The sequence below is a fragment of the Streptococcus timonensis genome (genome assembly GCF_047463455.1).
Classification (GTDB): Bacteria; Bacillota; Bacilli; order Lactobacillales; family Streptococcaceae; genus Streptococcus; species Streptococcus timonensis_B.
In genome coordinates this window covers 1-16,684 of the sequence record NZ_JASHDV010000002.1, presented here as the reverse complement: position 1 = coordinate 16,684, position 16,684 = coordinate 1, and the positions used below count along the sequence as shown (strand labels likewise).

Genomic DNA, 16,684 nt, shown 5'->3' with positions numbered 1-16,684 from the left:
GACGCCTGAGAGCGTCCACGAGAGGTGAATTATGACAAAAAGACTTCTAGTATTAGAAGATGGAACAATCTTTGAAGGTAAAGGCTTTGGAGCAGATATCGATGTGACTGGTGAAATTGTCTTCAATACAGGGATGACAGGTTACCAAGAATCTATCACTGACCAGTCCTACAATGGACAGATTTTAACCTTCACTTATCCTTTGGTAGGAAATTATGGAATCAACCGTGATGATTATGAATCCATTAGTCCAACCTGTAAAGGAGTAGTGGTATTTGAAGAAGCCCGTAGAGCTAGTAACTGGCGCAACCAGATGACCCTTGACGAATTTTTGAAATCTAAAAAGATTCCAGGTATTTCTGGTATTGATACACGCGCCCTTACAAAAATTATTCGCAAGCATGGAACTATGAGAGCAACTATTACTCATGTCGGTGATAGTATTGATCATATTTCAGATCAACTTCAGGCAACGGTCTTACCAATTGATAATATTAAGCAGGTTTCTACTAAGACTGCTTATCCTGCACCAGGTGTTGGCTTAAGTGTTGTTCTTGTTGACTTTGGACTTAAGCATTCGATCTTAAGAGAACTATCTAAGAGAGATTGTAACGTAACGGTTGTACCTTACACAACAACAGCAGATGAAATTTTACATTTGAATCCAGATGGTGTGATGTTGTCAAATGGTCCAGGTAACCCTGAAGATGTTCCACAGGCACTTGACATGATACGTGGAATTCAAGGTAAAATTCCGATTTTTGGAATTTGTATGGGCCACCAACTCTTTGCCATGGCTAATGGCGCTAAGACCTATAAGATGAAGTTTGGTCACCGTGGTTTCAACCATGCTGTTCGCGAGATTGCAACAGGGCGCGTGGACTTCACTAGTCAAAACCATGGTTATGCAGTTAGCCGTGAGGACTTGCCAGACCATTTAATTATTACCCACGAAGAAATTAATGACAAGTCTGTTGAAGGTGTTCGACATAGACACCAACCAGGTTTCTCTGTCCAATTCCACCCAGATGCAGCTCCTGGTCCACACGACGCAAGCTACCTATTTGACGAGTTTATCGAAATGATGGAAGCTTTTAAACAATCAAACTAAAGACGAGTGAGAAATCGTCGGAGAATTTATTTAATGGCAATCAGAGAGTTGCCGAATAGAAAGGAGAAGGGTAGTTCGTATTTGCTGAACTTAATACGAGCTACGGACGGTGCTAAAAAGATAGTTATTCCTAGAACTAACAGTTCTTCGTCATAACTCCTATTTTAGCTTTGTCCGCTTGACGCCCTTAATATCTTATAAATGCCTAAACGTACTGATATTCAAAAAATTATGGTAATTGGTTCTGGTCCTATTATTATTGGTCAAGCTGCTGAGTTTGACTATGCTGGAACCCAGGCCTGCTTGTCTTTGAAAGAAGAAGGTTATGAGGTTGTCTTGGTAAACTCAAACCCTGCAACCATCATGACGGATAAAGAGATTGCAGACAAGGTTTACATCGAACCGATTACACTTGAGTTTGTGACTCGTATTCTCCGTAAGGAACGTCCAGATGCTTTGCTTCCAACACTTGGAGGGCAAACAGGGCTTAACATGGCCATGGAATTGTCTAAAAATGGCATTCTTGATGAATTGGGAGTAGAACTTCTCGGGACTAAATTGTCTGCCATCGACCAAGCTGAAGACCGCGATCTTTTTAAACAATTGATGGAAGAATTGAATCAACCGATTCCAGAATCTGAAATTGTCAACACAGTTGAGGGAGCAGTTGCCTTTGCAGCAACTATTGGCTACCCAGTTATCGTCCGCCCAGCCTTTACTCTAGGTGGTACTGGTGGTGGTATGTGTGCCAACGAAGCAGAATTGCGAGAAATTGCTGAAAATGGTTTGAAGTTGTCACCTGTTACCCAGTGTTTGATTGAACGTTCTATTGCCGGTTTCAAGGAAATTGAGTACGAAGTCATGCGTGACTCAGCTGATAATGCCCTTGTTGTTTGTAACATGGAAAACTTTGACCCTGTTGGAATTCACACAGGAGACTCCATCGTATTTGCCCCTGCGCAAACCATGTCAGACTATGAAAACCAAATGCTTCGTGACGCGAGCTTGAGCATTATCCGCGCTCTCAAGATTGAAGGTGGATGTAACGTTCAGTTGGCACTTGATCCTCATAGCTTTAAGTATTATGTCATCGAAGTAAACCCTCGTGTATCTCGTTCATCAGCCCTGGCTTCTAAGGCGACTGGTTATCCAATCGCTAAATTGGCTGCTAAGATTGCAGTAGGATTGACCTTGGATGAGGTTATTAACCCAGTTACAGGATCAACCTATGCTATGTTTGAACCAGCGCTTGACTATGTTGTTGCTAAGATTCCTCGTTTCCCATTTGACAAGTTTGAAAAAGGTGAACGCCGTCTTGGTACTCAGATGAAGGCAACTGGAGAAGTTATGGCCATCGGTCGTAACATCGAAGAATCACTTCTTAAGGCTTGTCGCTCGCTTGAAATTGGTGTTCACCACAATGAAATGCCTGAACTTGCAGAAGTCTCAGATGATGCCTTGATTGAAAAAGTTGTCAAAGCACAGGATGATCGTCTCTTCTACGTATCAGAAGCCATTCGTCGTGGTTATACACCAGAAGAGATTGCAGATTTGACTAAGATTGATATCTTCTATCTTGATAAACTCTTGCATATCTTTGAAATTGAGCAAGAATTGGGTTCTCATCCACAAGATCTAGTAGTCCTAAAAACAGCAAAACTCAATGGTTTCTCAGATCGTAAAATTGCTGAACTCTGGAATACTACAGCTGACCAAGTTCGCCAACTACGTTTGGAAAACAAGATTGTCCCAGTTTACAAGATGGTGGATACTTGTGCAGCAGAGTTTGAATCAGAAACTCCGTACTTCTATTCAACCTATGGTTGGGAAAATGAATCTATCAAGTCTGATAAGGAATCTGTTCTAGTCTTGGGTTCTGGTCCAATCCGTATCGGTCAAGGGGTTGAGTTTGACTACGCAACTGTTCACTCTGTTAAGGCAATCCAAGCTGCTGGCTATGAAGCTATCATCATGAACTCAAACCCAGAGACAGTTTCAACAGACTTCTCTGTATCTGATAAACTCTACTTTGAACCATTGACATTCGAAGATGTTATGAATGTTATCGATTTAGAGCAACCAAAAGGTGTTATCGTTCAGTTTGGTGGTCAAACAGCTATCAACCTTGCTGAACCGTTAGCAAAAGCTGGTGTAACTATCCTTGGTACTCAAGTTGCTGATCTAGACCGTGCCGAAGACCGTGACCTCTTTGAGCAAGCTCTCAAAGACTTGGATATTCCACAACCACCTGGCCAAACTGCAACCAATGAAGAAGAAGCGGTGCTCGCAGCTCGTAAGATTGGTTTCCCAGTTCTCGTTCGTCCTTCTTATGTCTTGGGTGGACGTGCCATGGAAATTGTAGAGAATGAAGATGATCTTCGTTCTTACATGCGTACTGCGGTTAAGGCAAGTCCAGACCATCCAGTTCTTGTCGACTCTTATATCGTTGGACAAGAATGTGAAGTTGATGCCATCTCAGACGGACAAAATGTCCTCATCCCAGGTATCATGGAGCATATTGAACGCGCTGGTGTCCACTCAGGTGACTCCATGGCTGTTTACCCTCCACAAACCTTGTCTCAAAAGGTGCAAGACACGATTGCAGATTACACTAAGCGTCTGGCAATTGGCCTCAACTGTCTTGGGATGATGAACATTCAGTTTGTTATCAAGGATGAGAAAGTATACGTCATTGAAGTAAACCCTCGTGCTAGCCGTACTGTACCATTCCTTTCAAAAGTAACCAATATCCCTATGGCACAGGTAGCGACTAAGTTGATTCTTGGTCAAAGTCTCGAAGATCTTGGTTACCAAGATGGACTTTACCCTGAAAGTACACGAGTTCATATCAAGGCGCCAGTCTTCTCCTTTACCAAACTAGCTAAGGTAGACAGTCTGCTTGGTCCTGAAATGAAGTCAACAGGGGAAGTTATGGGATCAGATACGACTCTTGAAAAAGCTCTCTATAAAGCTTTTGAAGCTTCATATCTTCACTTGCCAACCTTTGGGAATGTTGTCTTTACCATTGCTGATGATGCAAAAGAAGAAGCTTTGGATTTGGCTCGTCGTTTCCAAAATATTGGTTACGGAATTCTTGCAACTACAGGAACAGCAGACTTCTTTGCAAGTCAGGGATTGAAAGCACATCTTGTTGGTAAAATCGGTCATGATGAGCATGATATCCCAAGTTACGTCCGCAAAGGAAAAATTCAAGCTATCATCAACACAGTTGGCACCAAACGGACAGCTGATGAAGATGGTGAGCAAATCCGTCGCTCAGCAATTGAACATGGAGTTCCTCTATTTACAGCTCTAGACACAGCAGATGCAATGTTAAAAGTACTAGAAAGCAGAAGTTTTGTCACAGAGGCAATTTAATGAAAAAGGTTCTCAAAAGAGAACCTTTTTATTACAATAATATAAATTTAGTTATGAAATTACATTCATAAGTAAAAAAAAGAATTACAAATATAATTTAAAAATATAGTATAACTTTATTTCGAGACAATTAATAAATCCAATGAAATAAGTAGTGTATACTTAAAAACACAAAAAAATAATATAAAAACTAAAATTGATAGAAAAGCAAAAAGTAAACGTTTTCAGAAGCACATAATTCTTTGAACTATTTAAATTCTTATGATAAGATGAAGATGCTAAAGAAGTTAGAAGAATTTTGTATTTTAAAATCAAAAATATTAAAACATCAAATTGTTTCTGACTAATAGTAAAAATATTAAGAAGGAGAACTTATCAATATGATAAGAAAAGAACAACAACGCTTCTCTTTGCGTAAATACAAGGTCGGTGTTGCATCAGTATTTTTAGGAACAACTCTTAGCTTTATGATGGCTAATAGTGGTGCTGTATTAGCTTCCGAGCTTCCTGCACAACCAAGTTCTGAGGAAAAAACTGAGATGGTAAGTCATGATGATCCTATTGGAGAGTCATCTAAAAAGGAAGAGGTTTCTACAGAAGTAGTTCCTGAAATAAAAGAAGATGTCGCTAAACCTGAAGCGACTGATGCAAATAGTATTGTAGAACTTCAACCTGCTTCTGAAGTTAAAGAGGAAGCAAAACCAGAAACTACTGAAGCAAAATCTGAAGCTGAAGCTACAGAAGCTTTCAAACCTTCTGAAACAAAGGAAGAAGTAAAACCAGCTGTTTCTGAAGAAAATAAACCAAAAGTACGTAGTCGTCGTGCAGCTGATGACCATAATGTTACACCGATTGCGACAGAAACCTATCTAAAAGACGGTGAAAAAGCTACACCAGAAATGTCAAACCCAAATGGTGCAACTGTTAATTCCCAAGCAGTGTCAGCTGGTTATGAAAGGAAAGAAGGTGATGTTTATACTTATAGTATTGTAGAACTAACTGAGTTTAATAAACGTTACAATACAAACTACTACTCTCGTTCATACAAGAGATTTGATGATTCTACTGAAACAACTGTCGAATTAATTGATAAGAATACTGGAAATGTAGTTGAAACAAGAACTATTTCTGCATCAAGTGGTATTCAAAGCTTTACAACTACTAAGACAGCTTCTAATGGAGAACTGACTTATCAGGTTGATTATAATAAAGGGGTAGCTGCTAGTAAGGCTGAAGCACCTCAACCCTTCCTTCAATATGGTTTTGAAGTTGGAGATAATATCAAAAATCTTGTGGCAAGTGGGCATCAACTGACTACAGAGGAACAAAAACTGTTCAATGCAGTTTATAAGGCTCGTACTTCAACAGATATTATTAACGTTGTAGAACCAGCTTATAATGGCCGTAGGATTACAGATACAAATAGTAAAATCCCTAGATTTGTTGAAAAAACAACTTACTATAAAGTCGTTGATAGAAGTAACCCAACATTCAATGCTAACAAAACAGATAAAACTGTCCAAGATTATAAAGATAATGGAAACGAAGTAGATTTAGCTAAATACACAACTAAAGCTATGGAAGGACAACATTTTACTGCTTCAGGTGAGCGCGAATTTGACGGTTATAAACTCTATCAAGCAGCAGATCCAGATACTACAACTGGCTTTGTAAGTCGTCCTTATAAAGTTGGGACAAAGTTTATGGATGCTGAACGCGCAGGAATTAAACGTATTAAAGAAATTGTTGGAGAAGATGGTTCAGTAGTTGTTCGTGTTTACTTATTAGATCCAAAACAACAGGACAAACGTTCTGATGGTACTTTGGAAACAGATGGTTACATGCTACTCGCAGAAACTAAACCAATCAAACCAGGTGATTATAACAAACAAGAACTAGCTGTTAAAAAGACACCTCTTACGACTATTCCACATAAAGTAACCGATCCAAGAACACAACAAGTTACAGACTACCCAAATGGTAAGGAAATTCCATTTGACTTCCAAAATGCAGCTGGCTATATACCTAAGAAAACGGTATTTGTACCATTCTTAGGGGACAATATTGGACACCTTTCTCCAAATGCACAGTTGGAAAGAGGAAATTATGGTATTGGTACAAATGTTGACTTATTAAACTCTTTAACGCCTTATAAACAACCGATCTATTACTATGTAAAACGCGAACCAGCTAAAGTTACGCCTGAATTTGAAAAGGAACTTGATGGACGTGTATTAACAGATGGGGAATTTAGCTTCAAGTTAACAGAGGAAAAGAGTACTCCTGATAAACATGAAGAAACAGTCACAAACAAAAATGGTAAGGCAACATTTAGTGAATTATCATTTAGTAATCCTGGTACCTATAAATACAAGATTACAGAGTTAAAAGGTTCTGATACGAACGTTGATTACGATGCAATGACAGTTACAATGACAGTTACTGTAACTGAAAAAAATGCAGTGGGTGATCTCGAAGCAACAGTTAAGTATAGTTCTGAAGGTGGATTTAGTGCAGACGCTAATGACAAAATCTTTAATAACTATGTAGTTTCACCAGTAGTTACTAAGTTTGATTTCACGAAGAAACTCGCGGGCCGCCAACTTAAGGAAGGTGAATTTAGCTTTGTCCTGAAGAATGCAGCAGGTGAAGAAGTTGAAACTGTTAAAAATAAAGAAGACGGTACTGTTACCTTCTCTGAACTGTCATTTGATAATACAAAAGTTGGTAGACATACTTATACAGTAGAAGAGGTTATTCCAGCTACTAAAGAGCTAGGGATGACTTATGACACTATGAAAGCAACGCTTACTGTGGAAGTTGCTAAAAATGGACATGCCTTAACAACTGTAACAAATGTAAGCTCAGCAGGTGGAGTAAATGAGAATGGAGAATCTACAGATGGAACTGAAGATAAAGAGTTCAACAACAAGATTACTCCTCCAGAGACTCCTGAGTTCCAACCAGAAAAATTTGTTCTTAACAAAGAAAAATTTGACATCACTGGTACAAAACTCGTTGACGATGATGATGAGTTGACAGACGAGTACGCAGATACAAATTCAAACCCTTATGCTGACAAAACTACTAACAACGAAGCAGAAAACATCAATACGAAGGTTGTTGAACGCGGTGAAAAATTAGTTTACCAAGTATGGTTAGATACTAAGAACTTCACTGATAGAAACAATATCCAATCGGTTGGAATCTCTGATACTTATGATGCTGATAAATTAACGGTTAACTCTAGTGAAATCAAGGCTTACGATAGTGAAACTGGTAATGAAGTCACTGATAAGTTTGATATTAAGGTTGAAAATGGTGTTATTACAGCAACATCTAAGACTTCTGTAAACAAATCATTAGGTGATGTAGATAATACACAAGTTATCGATACAACTAAATTTGCATTTGGTCGCTACTATAAATTTGATATTCCAGCAACAGTTAAAGATTCAGTTCCAGGTGGAGTAGACATCGAAAACAAAGCCAACCAAATCGTCCACGTTTATAATCCAGTAAGTAAAACAGTTGAAAAACCAGAAAAACCTACTCAAAAACGTGTGAACAGTGTTCCTATCGAAGTAGAATTTAACTTCACTAAGAAACTAGAAGGTCGTGAACTGAAAGCCAACGAATTTAACTTTGTTCTGAAAGATTCAAAAGGTAAAGAAGTTGAAACAGTTAAGAACGATGCAGATGGTAAAGTAAAATTCAAAGCTCTTAAATATGAAAAGAGTCAAGTTGGTGAACATAAATACACTGTTGAGGAAGTAGCAGGAGCAGATGCAACAATTACTTACGATACGATGAAGGCTGAAGTTAAAGTTACTGTTTCACATGATGGTACTGCAAAAGCTTTAATTGCAAATGTAACTGAACCAGCTGATAAAGAATTTAATAATACAGTTACACCACCAACTGAACCTAAGTTCCAACCAGAGAAGTATGTCTTGAATACAGAGAAATACTCTATTACAGACAACAAATTGTTGGATGACGATAAAGAGTTGGAAGACAAGTACAAAGATACTAATACTAACCCATATGCCGATCAAACGAATAACAACGAAGCTGAAAATATCAATACTAAGACTGTTAAACGTGGAGATAAATTAGTTTATCAAGTTTGGTTGGATACTACTAAATTCACAACTGATAACAAGGAGAAGATACAATCAGTTGGAATTACAGATGACTTTGATGAAACTAAGGTTGATGTTGATAGTACTAAGATCAAAGCTTACGATTCAGTATCAGGCGATGATGTAACAAATAAATTTGATATTACAGTTGAAAATGGAGTAATGACAGCGACGCTTAAAGCTGGCAATACTAAGTCACTTGGTGATGCTGAAAATACTCAAATTATTGACACAACTAAATTTGAATTTGGACGTTACTATAAGTTCGATATCCCAGCAGTAGTCAAAAATGATGTTGATGGTGGAGTAGATATTGAAAATACTGCGACACAAGTAGTTAACTACTACAATCCAGTTACTAAGAAAGTTGAAAAACCAGAAAAACCAACTGAAAAACGTGTGAACAGTGTACCAATTTCAGTAGAATTTAATTTTACTAAGAAACTAGAAGGTCGTGAACTGCAAGCCAACGAATTTAGCTTTGTTCTGAAAGATTCAAAAGGTAATGAAGTTGAAACAGTTAAGAACGACGCAACTGGAAATGTTAAATTCTCAGCCTTAGAATACAAGAAGGGTGAAGAAGGTGTATACAACTACACTGTTGAAGAAGTTGTAGGAACAGACGCGACTGTTACATATGATACTATGAAAGCAGAAGTGACTGTGACAGTATCACATGATGGTACTGCAAAAGCTCTTATTGCAACTGTGACTAATCCAACTGACAAAGAGTTCAACAATACAGTAACACCACCTGAAGAGCCTAAGTTCCAGCCAGAAAAATATGTTGTCGCTACAGAGAAATACGATATTACTGGTGACAAACTGCTTGATGACGATAAAGAATTAACAAACAAGTATACAGAAACAAATACTGATCCATATGTTGATAAAGATAACAACAATGAAGCAGAAAACTTAAATACTAAGACTGTTAAACGTGGTTCTAAATTGGTTTACCAAGTATGGTTAGATACAACTCAATTTGATGCTAATAACAGAGATAATATTCAATCAGTAGGAATTTCTGATAACTACGATGAAGCTAAATTAACTCTGAATGAAGCTGATATCAAAGCCTACGATTCTGTAACAGGAGCTGACGTAACAGATAAATTTGATATTGCTGTTAATAATGGAGTTATTACAGCAACTCTCAAAGTTGGTAACACTAAGTCATTGGGGGATGCAGAAAATACTCAAATTATTGACACAACTAAATTTGAATTTGGGCGTTACTATAAATTTGATATCCCAACAACAGTTAAGGATGATGTAGCTGCAGGTGCAGATATCGAAAATACTGCAGCTCAAGTAGTGAACTACTATAATCCTACTACTAAGAAAGTTGAGAAACCAGAAAAACCAACTCAAAAACGTGTCAATAGTGTTCCAGTTCCAGTGGAAATGAACTTCACTAAACGTTTGGAAGGTCGTGAACTTCAAGCAAATGAATTCGAATTCGTCTTGAAGAAAAACGGCGTTGAAGTTGAGCGCGTGAAGAATGATGCTACTGGTAAGATTGTCTTCAAGGCTCTTGAGTTCGGTCGAGATGATCTTGGTAAGACATACAACTACACAGTTGAAGAAACTCCTGGTACAGATGCATCTGTCAAATACGACACAATGGTTGCTACTGTGAAAGTTGTTGTATCTCATGATGGTACAGCTAAAGCAATCGTAGCGAATGTAACAGATGCTGTTGATAAAGAATTCAACAATACCGTAACCCCACCAACTGAACCTAAGTTCCAACCAGAGAAATATGTTGTTTCTGAAGAGAAATACGATATCACAGGCGACAATCTCTTTGATGATGATAAAGAGTTGGCAGACAAGTACGCAGATACCAATGCGAAACCATATGCGGATGATGCATCAAACAACGAAGCTCAAAACTTGAACACCAAGACTGTGAAACGTGGCGACAAGTTGGTTTACCAAGTATGGTTGGATACAACTAAGTTTGACTTAGCAAACAAGGATAATATTCAAACAGTTGGTATCTCAGATGACTTTGATGAAGCTAAATTAGATGTAGATAGTACTAAGATTAAAGCTTATGATTCAGTATCTGGAGCTGAAGTAACTGAGAAATTTGATATCAAGGTTGAAAACGGAGTAATGACTGCAACTCTTAAAGATGGCTTCACCAAGTCATTGGGTGATGCAGCTGATACTCAAGTTATCGACACAACTAAATTTGAGTTTGGTCGCTACTATAAATTCGATATTCCAGCAACAGTCAAAACTGATGTTGCTGCTGGTGTAGATATTGAAAATACGGCAGCACAAGTAGTCAACTACTACAACCCGACTACGAAGAAGGTTGAGAAACCAGAAAAACCAACTGAAAAACGTGTAAATAGTGTTCCGATTTCTGTGGAATTTAACTTCACTAAGAAGCTTGAAGGACGTGAGTTGAAAGCTAATGAATTTAGCTTCACATTGACAGATCAAGACGGAAACCTTGTTGAAACAGTTAAGAATGATGCTTCTGGAAATGTTAAATTCTCAGTTATTGAGTACAAGAAAGGTCAAGAAGGAACTTACAAGTACACAATTGAAGAAGTCAAAGGATCTGACTCTACGGTTTCTTACGATACCATGAAGGCTCAAGTAACTGTTGAAGTCAAGCACGATGGAACTGCTAAAGCTCTTGTTAAGACAGTAACAGATGCTGAGGATAAAGAGTTTAATAACCGTGTGACACCTCCATCAACGCCAGAGTTTAACCCAGAGAAATACATTCTTAATGAAGAAAAATTTGATATCACTGGTAACAAACTTCTGGATGATGATAAAGAATTGGCAGATAAGGTTGCTGATACAAATGCAAATCCTTATGTTGATCAAGCTGATAACAACGAGGCTCAAAATATTAATACCAAGACACTCAAGAAAGGTGATAAGGTTGTTTACCAAGTATGGTTGGATACAACTAAATTCACTGAAGGTCACAATATTCAATCCGTAGGTGTAACGGATAAATATGACAGTGAAAACTTGGATGTTAATGTAGCCGATATTAAAGCATACGATTCAGTAACAGGTGAAGACGTAACAGCTAAATTTGATATTGCAATCGTAAATGGTGTTATTACTGCGACATCTAAAGCTGATTTAACGAAGTCACTTGGTGATGAGGAAGCTACTCAAGTAATTGACACTGCTAAGCTAGCATTTGGACGTTACTACAAGTTTGATATTCCAGCTCGTATCAAAGAGTCTGCCAAAGAAGGTGTAGATATTGAAAATACAGCTTCTCAAATCGTTCATCAATATGATCCATCTAAGAAGACAGTTGAAAAACCAGAAAAACCAACCGAAAAACGTGTTGTAAATATTCCGGTTAAAGTTGAATTCAACTTTACTAAGAAATTAGAAGGCCGTGAATTGAAGGCTGGTGAATTCACCTTTGTTCTTAAAGACAAGGATGGAAATGTGATTGAAACTGTAAGCAATGATGCAGAAGGTAAGATCAAGTTCTCAGCTCTTGAATTCAAGCGTGGTGAAGAAGGTACACACCTCTATCACGTTGAAGAAGTAAAAGGCACAGAGGCTGGTATGGAATACGATGGAATGGTTGCTACTCTGGTTGTTACAGTAACTAAGGATGGAAAAGTGTTGACTCTAGCAACACAAATGCCAGAAGATACCGAGTTTAATAACAAGGTAACACCACCAACACCACCGGTAACACCGCCAACACCACCAGTGACGCCACCAACACCACCGGTAACACCGCCAACACCACCAGTGACGCCACCAACACCACCGGTAACGCCACCAACACCACCAGTGACGCCACCAACACCACCAGTGACGCCACCAACACCACCGGTAACGCCACCAACACCACCAGTGACGCCACCAACACCACCGGTAACACCTCCAACACCACCAGTGACGCCACCAACACCACCAGTGACGCCACCAACACCACCGGTGACGCCACCAACACCACCAGTGACGCCACCAACTCCTGAAACACCTAAGGAAGGTGAATTACCAAATACAGGTGAGCAGTCAACTGCAGTTGTTTCTGCAATCGGTGCAGTCCTTGGACTCTTTGGTTTTGGATTGGTTACCAAGCGTAAAGAAGATGAAGTTTAAACGAATACCTTTTAAGATTGGTTAAGTTTCTGATTCTTATTCAAGAAAATGGAGAGGGCTTAATTGCTCTCTCTTTTTTTCATTTTTTCTTTTTCATTATGAATTCAAGTAAATACAATCTCTTCTGAAAAAATAAATCGTTTTCACTTGACAAAAATTGGTCTATACCATATAATGAAAGAAAGAAAAACGGAGGAAATGGTTATGAAAGTTATTCAAGTGGGTAATCCAATTGAAGGTGGGAAAGTTGCCTTTGATATTTTAAAAGAAAAATTAGAAAATGGTGCTAAAACACTAGGTCTTGCGACAGGAAGTAGCCCTCTCGAGTTTTATCAACAAATCGTTGAAAGTGATCTTGACTTTTCTAACTTAACAAGTGTGAACTTAGATGAATATGTAGGACTTGATGGAGGTAATCCTCAGTCTTACCGTTATTTCATGCAAGAAAATCTTTTCAACAAAAAACCATTTAAAGAAAGCTTCTTACCTCGTGGTGATAAAGACCACGCAGAAGAAGAGGTAGAGCGTTACAATCAAATTCTTGCAGACCATCCAGTAGATTTGCAGATATTGGGAATTGGGCGCAATGGGCATATTGGGTTTAATGAACCTGGCACACCATTTGACAGCCAAACACACCTGGTTGATTTAGATCAGTCTACAATTGAAGCAAATGCTCGATTCTTTGATAAAATCGAAGATGTACCTACCCAAGCAATATCTATGGGAATCAAAAATATCTTGGATGCCAAGTCTATTCTTCTCTTTGCCTACGGTGAGTCAAAAGCAGAAGCTATCGCTGGAACTGTCGAAGGACCAGTTACTGAAAGCCTTCCAGCAAGTAGCCTTCAGAACCATGATGATGTTATTATTATCGCAGATGCTGATGCACTTAGTTTATTAAAGAAATAAAAATTTATTGACTATATAATAGGAAGCTATTCAAAATTTTTTGAATAGCTTTTTAAATTCCGGATATCATAAACTTGATTTTTCAAACTTTTTCATATGTTATATTTTTATAAAAAATGTACGCTATAAAAGGAAAAAATCTAAAAACTTAAAAAAGATAAAATTATAGCAAAAATATATTAAATTATCGACTTTTTGTTTTCGATTTCATTGACTTTTAAATTGAAATATAGTACTATTGTCTTGGATTATTTAATAATTCAATATATTTTAAAAAATAGGGAAAGAAGGAAATATTTAATGGTGAAAAAGTTAAAGAAAAAGCCGTTTTTAATATTTTTTGTATCAGTTCTGACCTTCCTGAGTGCATTGTTCTTATCGACCAATGTCGCTTATGCGGATGGGAAAGAATTAACGGGTGTAGTAACTGATATAAGTGTCCTCAACATGTCGGATTCCAAATTGGAACCGAATTCAGATGGTACTTATCAGATTATTACCAATCGTTCAAATCAGTTCTTTGTTCAATTTGACCTCAAGCAATATGATGGTAAATTGGCCAATGGCGATTACTTTGATGTAGATATTCCTACACCGGTAACTGTCTACAATGGAACGACTGAATTGTTCGATAAGGAAACAAAAGTGAATATCGGTACAGTAGTTGTTACTGCTAATGGTGATAACCAAGGTGGTAAGGCACGTGTTACTTTGAAGAACCTTGATGAGTTCCAAGCTAAAACAGGCGGGGATACCGTTAAAGGCGTGAAAGGAAATTATGCAATTACTTTCTTGTTCAAGAGTGACCAAACAGCAACACCACTAACTTTTGAAAACAAGGGTGTTGGTAAAACAATCACACATACCTTTACATCTAAGACAGTTGACAGCAAGCAAGAAGGTTTCGAAAACTTTGCTAAGGTTGGTAACGATGTAGTAAGTAAAGAATGGACTTCAGCAAAGTTAGCAGCAATTGGTTCAGTAGGTAAAGGTGACGTATACTCTCCATGGAGAATCCGTGTTAACACAGGAAGACAAGACTATGGTAAAAACTTAGTTTTGAATGACTTCCTTCCAAATACATCTGAATTTGCTCCTATCCAGTATATCCCAGAGTCATTGGTAGTTTATTCTTCTGCTACATTGAACGATGGTACTTCTCAAGTTCCGGATGATGCTAAGAAGATGGTAGAAGGTACTGACTATACTGTAGCTTGGAATGAGAACTATACTCAGTTCAAGCTTATCTTTGCAGATGGTTCTAAATCATACTGGGTTGAGTACCATACAACTACACCTGGTGATGGTAGAAAAGTTCAAAACGTTATCCAGTTGACTACAGCGGATGGAACTGCACTTCCTTTCCGCAGTAATCGCACAAATTTAGAATTCAAAGCTGAACGTGTATCTCTTGTAAAAGGACAAATCGAAGCTTCTACAGCCTTCAAGATTAAGATCAACAAGACAAATGCTTTCACATTGGTTCCAGTTGCAGGTGCGGTTTACACAGTTAAGTCAGAAGATGGGACTATCTCTACAGAATTGACTACAAATGAAAAAGGTGTGGCAATCTCTGATGAGTTTGACCAAAAATATGTCGGTAAGACATTCATCATCAAAGAGAAAACAGCTCCTGCTGGATATACTCTTGATGAAAAAGAATACAAGGTAGTTCTTGGAGCTGAAGGTTCTAAGATTAACCTTCAAGACGAACCAATCGCAGCAGATTTCTCAATCACTGCTAAGAAAGTAATTGCTGGAAATCGTCCAGTAGCCTTGAAAGATGGTGAGTTCAAGTTTGATTTGTACAATGCAAACAACTTGACTACTCCAATTGCTTCAACAACAAACAAAGCAGATGGAAGCATCACATTTGAAGGTTTGAAAGCTAAAGGTCCTGGTACCTACAACTATGTCATCAAAGAAAATACTGAAACAAAAGTTCCAGGTATCACATTTGATGAAAACTCATACGAAGTAACAGTCGTTGTTAAAGCTGAAGGTGGAACACTTAAAGCTGAGGTTACAACTCAAACACCTACTTTAACAAACACATATGAGCCATCACCAGCTCGTGCTACATTCAAAGCAACAAAAGAATTGGTTGGTAAAGAACTTGCTAATGAACAATTTGAGTTTGAATTGAGTGAAGGTGGTAACGTCATTGCAACGTCTTCAAATGGTAAGACAGTCAATGGTGTTGAAGCAGCAACAAATGAAGTAGTCTTCTCAGTTCTTTACACTGAAGCTGGAGACCACGAATATACAATTACAGAAAAAGCTGGTACAGCAGAAGGAGTTACATACTCTAAAGAAAGCTACACAGTTCATGTTAAAGTTGTAGATAATGGTGAAGGTAAACTCGTAGCTACTGTTACAGAAGCAAATGAAGCTCGTAAGTTTACAAACACATATAAAGCAACTCCAGCAGAAGCTGTGATCAAAGCAACTAAAGAATTAGTTGGTAAAGAACTTGCTAAAGAACAATTTGAGTTTGAATTGAGTGAAGGCGGAAACGTCATCGCAACATCATCAAACGGTAAAGAAGTTGAGGGTGTTGAAGTTGCAACAAACGAAGTAGCCTTCAAACTTTCATACACTGAAGCAGGCGAGCACGAATACGTGTTGACAGAAAAAGCTGGATCAGTAGCAGGAGTTGAATACTCTAAAGAAAGCCACACAATCCATGTCTCAGTAGTAGATAATGGCGAAGGCAAACTAGTTGCAACTGTTAAAGAAGCAGATTCAACTCGTAAGTTTACAAACAAATATAAAGTATCACCAACAGAAGCAGTTATCAAAGCAACTAAAGAATTAGTTGGTAAAGAACTTGCTAAAGAACAATTTGAGTTTGAATTGAGTGAAGGCGGAAAGGTCATCGCAACATCATCAAATGGTAAAGAAGTTGAGGGTGTTGAAGTTGCAACAAACGAAGTAGCCTTCAAACTTTCATACACTGAAGCAGGCGAGCACGAATACGTGTTGACAGAAAAAGCTGGATCAGTAGCAGGAGTTGAATACT

5 protein-coding genes are annotated in these 16,684 nt (G+C 38.1%); all 5 read left to right on the top strand.

The genetic code is table 11. From position 1 onward, the window contains the following. Positions 1-31 precede the first annotated feature (31 nt). Positions 32-1,111, top strand: coding sequence for a carbamoyl phosphate synthase small subunit (locus QM847_RS03290; RefSeq protein ID WP_414353785.1), 1,080 nt, complete (start codon positions 32-34; stop codon positions 1,109-1,111). Positions 1,112-1,312: 201 nt separating this feature from the next. Beyond that, on the top strand, positions 1,313-4,489 hold the full coding sequence (carB, locus tag QM847_RS03285; protein WP_414353783.1) for a carbamoyl-phosphate synthase large subunit: 3,177 nt from the start codon (positions 1,313-1,315) through the stop codon (positions 4,487-4,489). A 380-nt stretch (positions 4,490-4,869) separates the two neighbouring features. Then, positions 4,870-12,750: an SspB-related isopeptide-forming adhesin gene (locus QM847_RS03280; protein ID WP_414353781.1), complete on the top strand. Its 7,881-nt coding sequence runs from the start codon at positions 4,870-4,872 to the stop codon at positions 12,748-12,750. Between the two features lie 204 nt (positions 12,751-12,954). Beyond that, on the top strand, positions 12,955-13,662 hold the full coding sequence (locus QM847_RS03275) for a glucosamine-6-phosphate deaminase (protein ID WP_414353779.1): 708 nt from the start codon (positions 12,955-12,957) through the stop codon (positions 13,660-13,662). A 300-nt stretch (positions 13,663-13,962) separates the two neighbouring features. Further along, positions 13,963-16,684 (top strand): Spy0128 family protein (locus tag QM847_RS03270; protein ID WP_414353777.1); only part of this gene is annotated, 2,722 nt, incomplete at its 3' end.

Excerpts from the sequence above, each read along its gene's own strand:
- QM847_RS03290 (WP_414353785.1), top strand. The coding sequence starts at position 32 with ATGACAAAAAGACTTCTAGTATTAGAAGATGGAACAATCTTTGAAGGT.
- carB (WP_414353783.1), top strand. The coding sequence starts at position 1,313 with ATGCCTAAACGTACTGATATTCAAAAAATTATGGTAATTGGTTCTGGT.
- QM847_RS03280 (WP_414353781.1), top strand. The coding sequence starts at position 4,870 with ATGATAAGAAAAGAACAACAACGCTTCTCTTTGCGTAAATACAAGGTC.
- QM847_RS03275 (WP_414353779.1), top strand. The coding sequence starts at position 12,955 with ATGAAAGTTATTCAAGTGGGTAATCCAATTGAAGGTGGGAAAGTTGCC.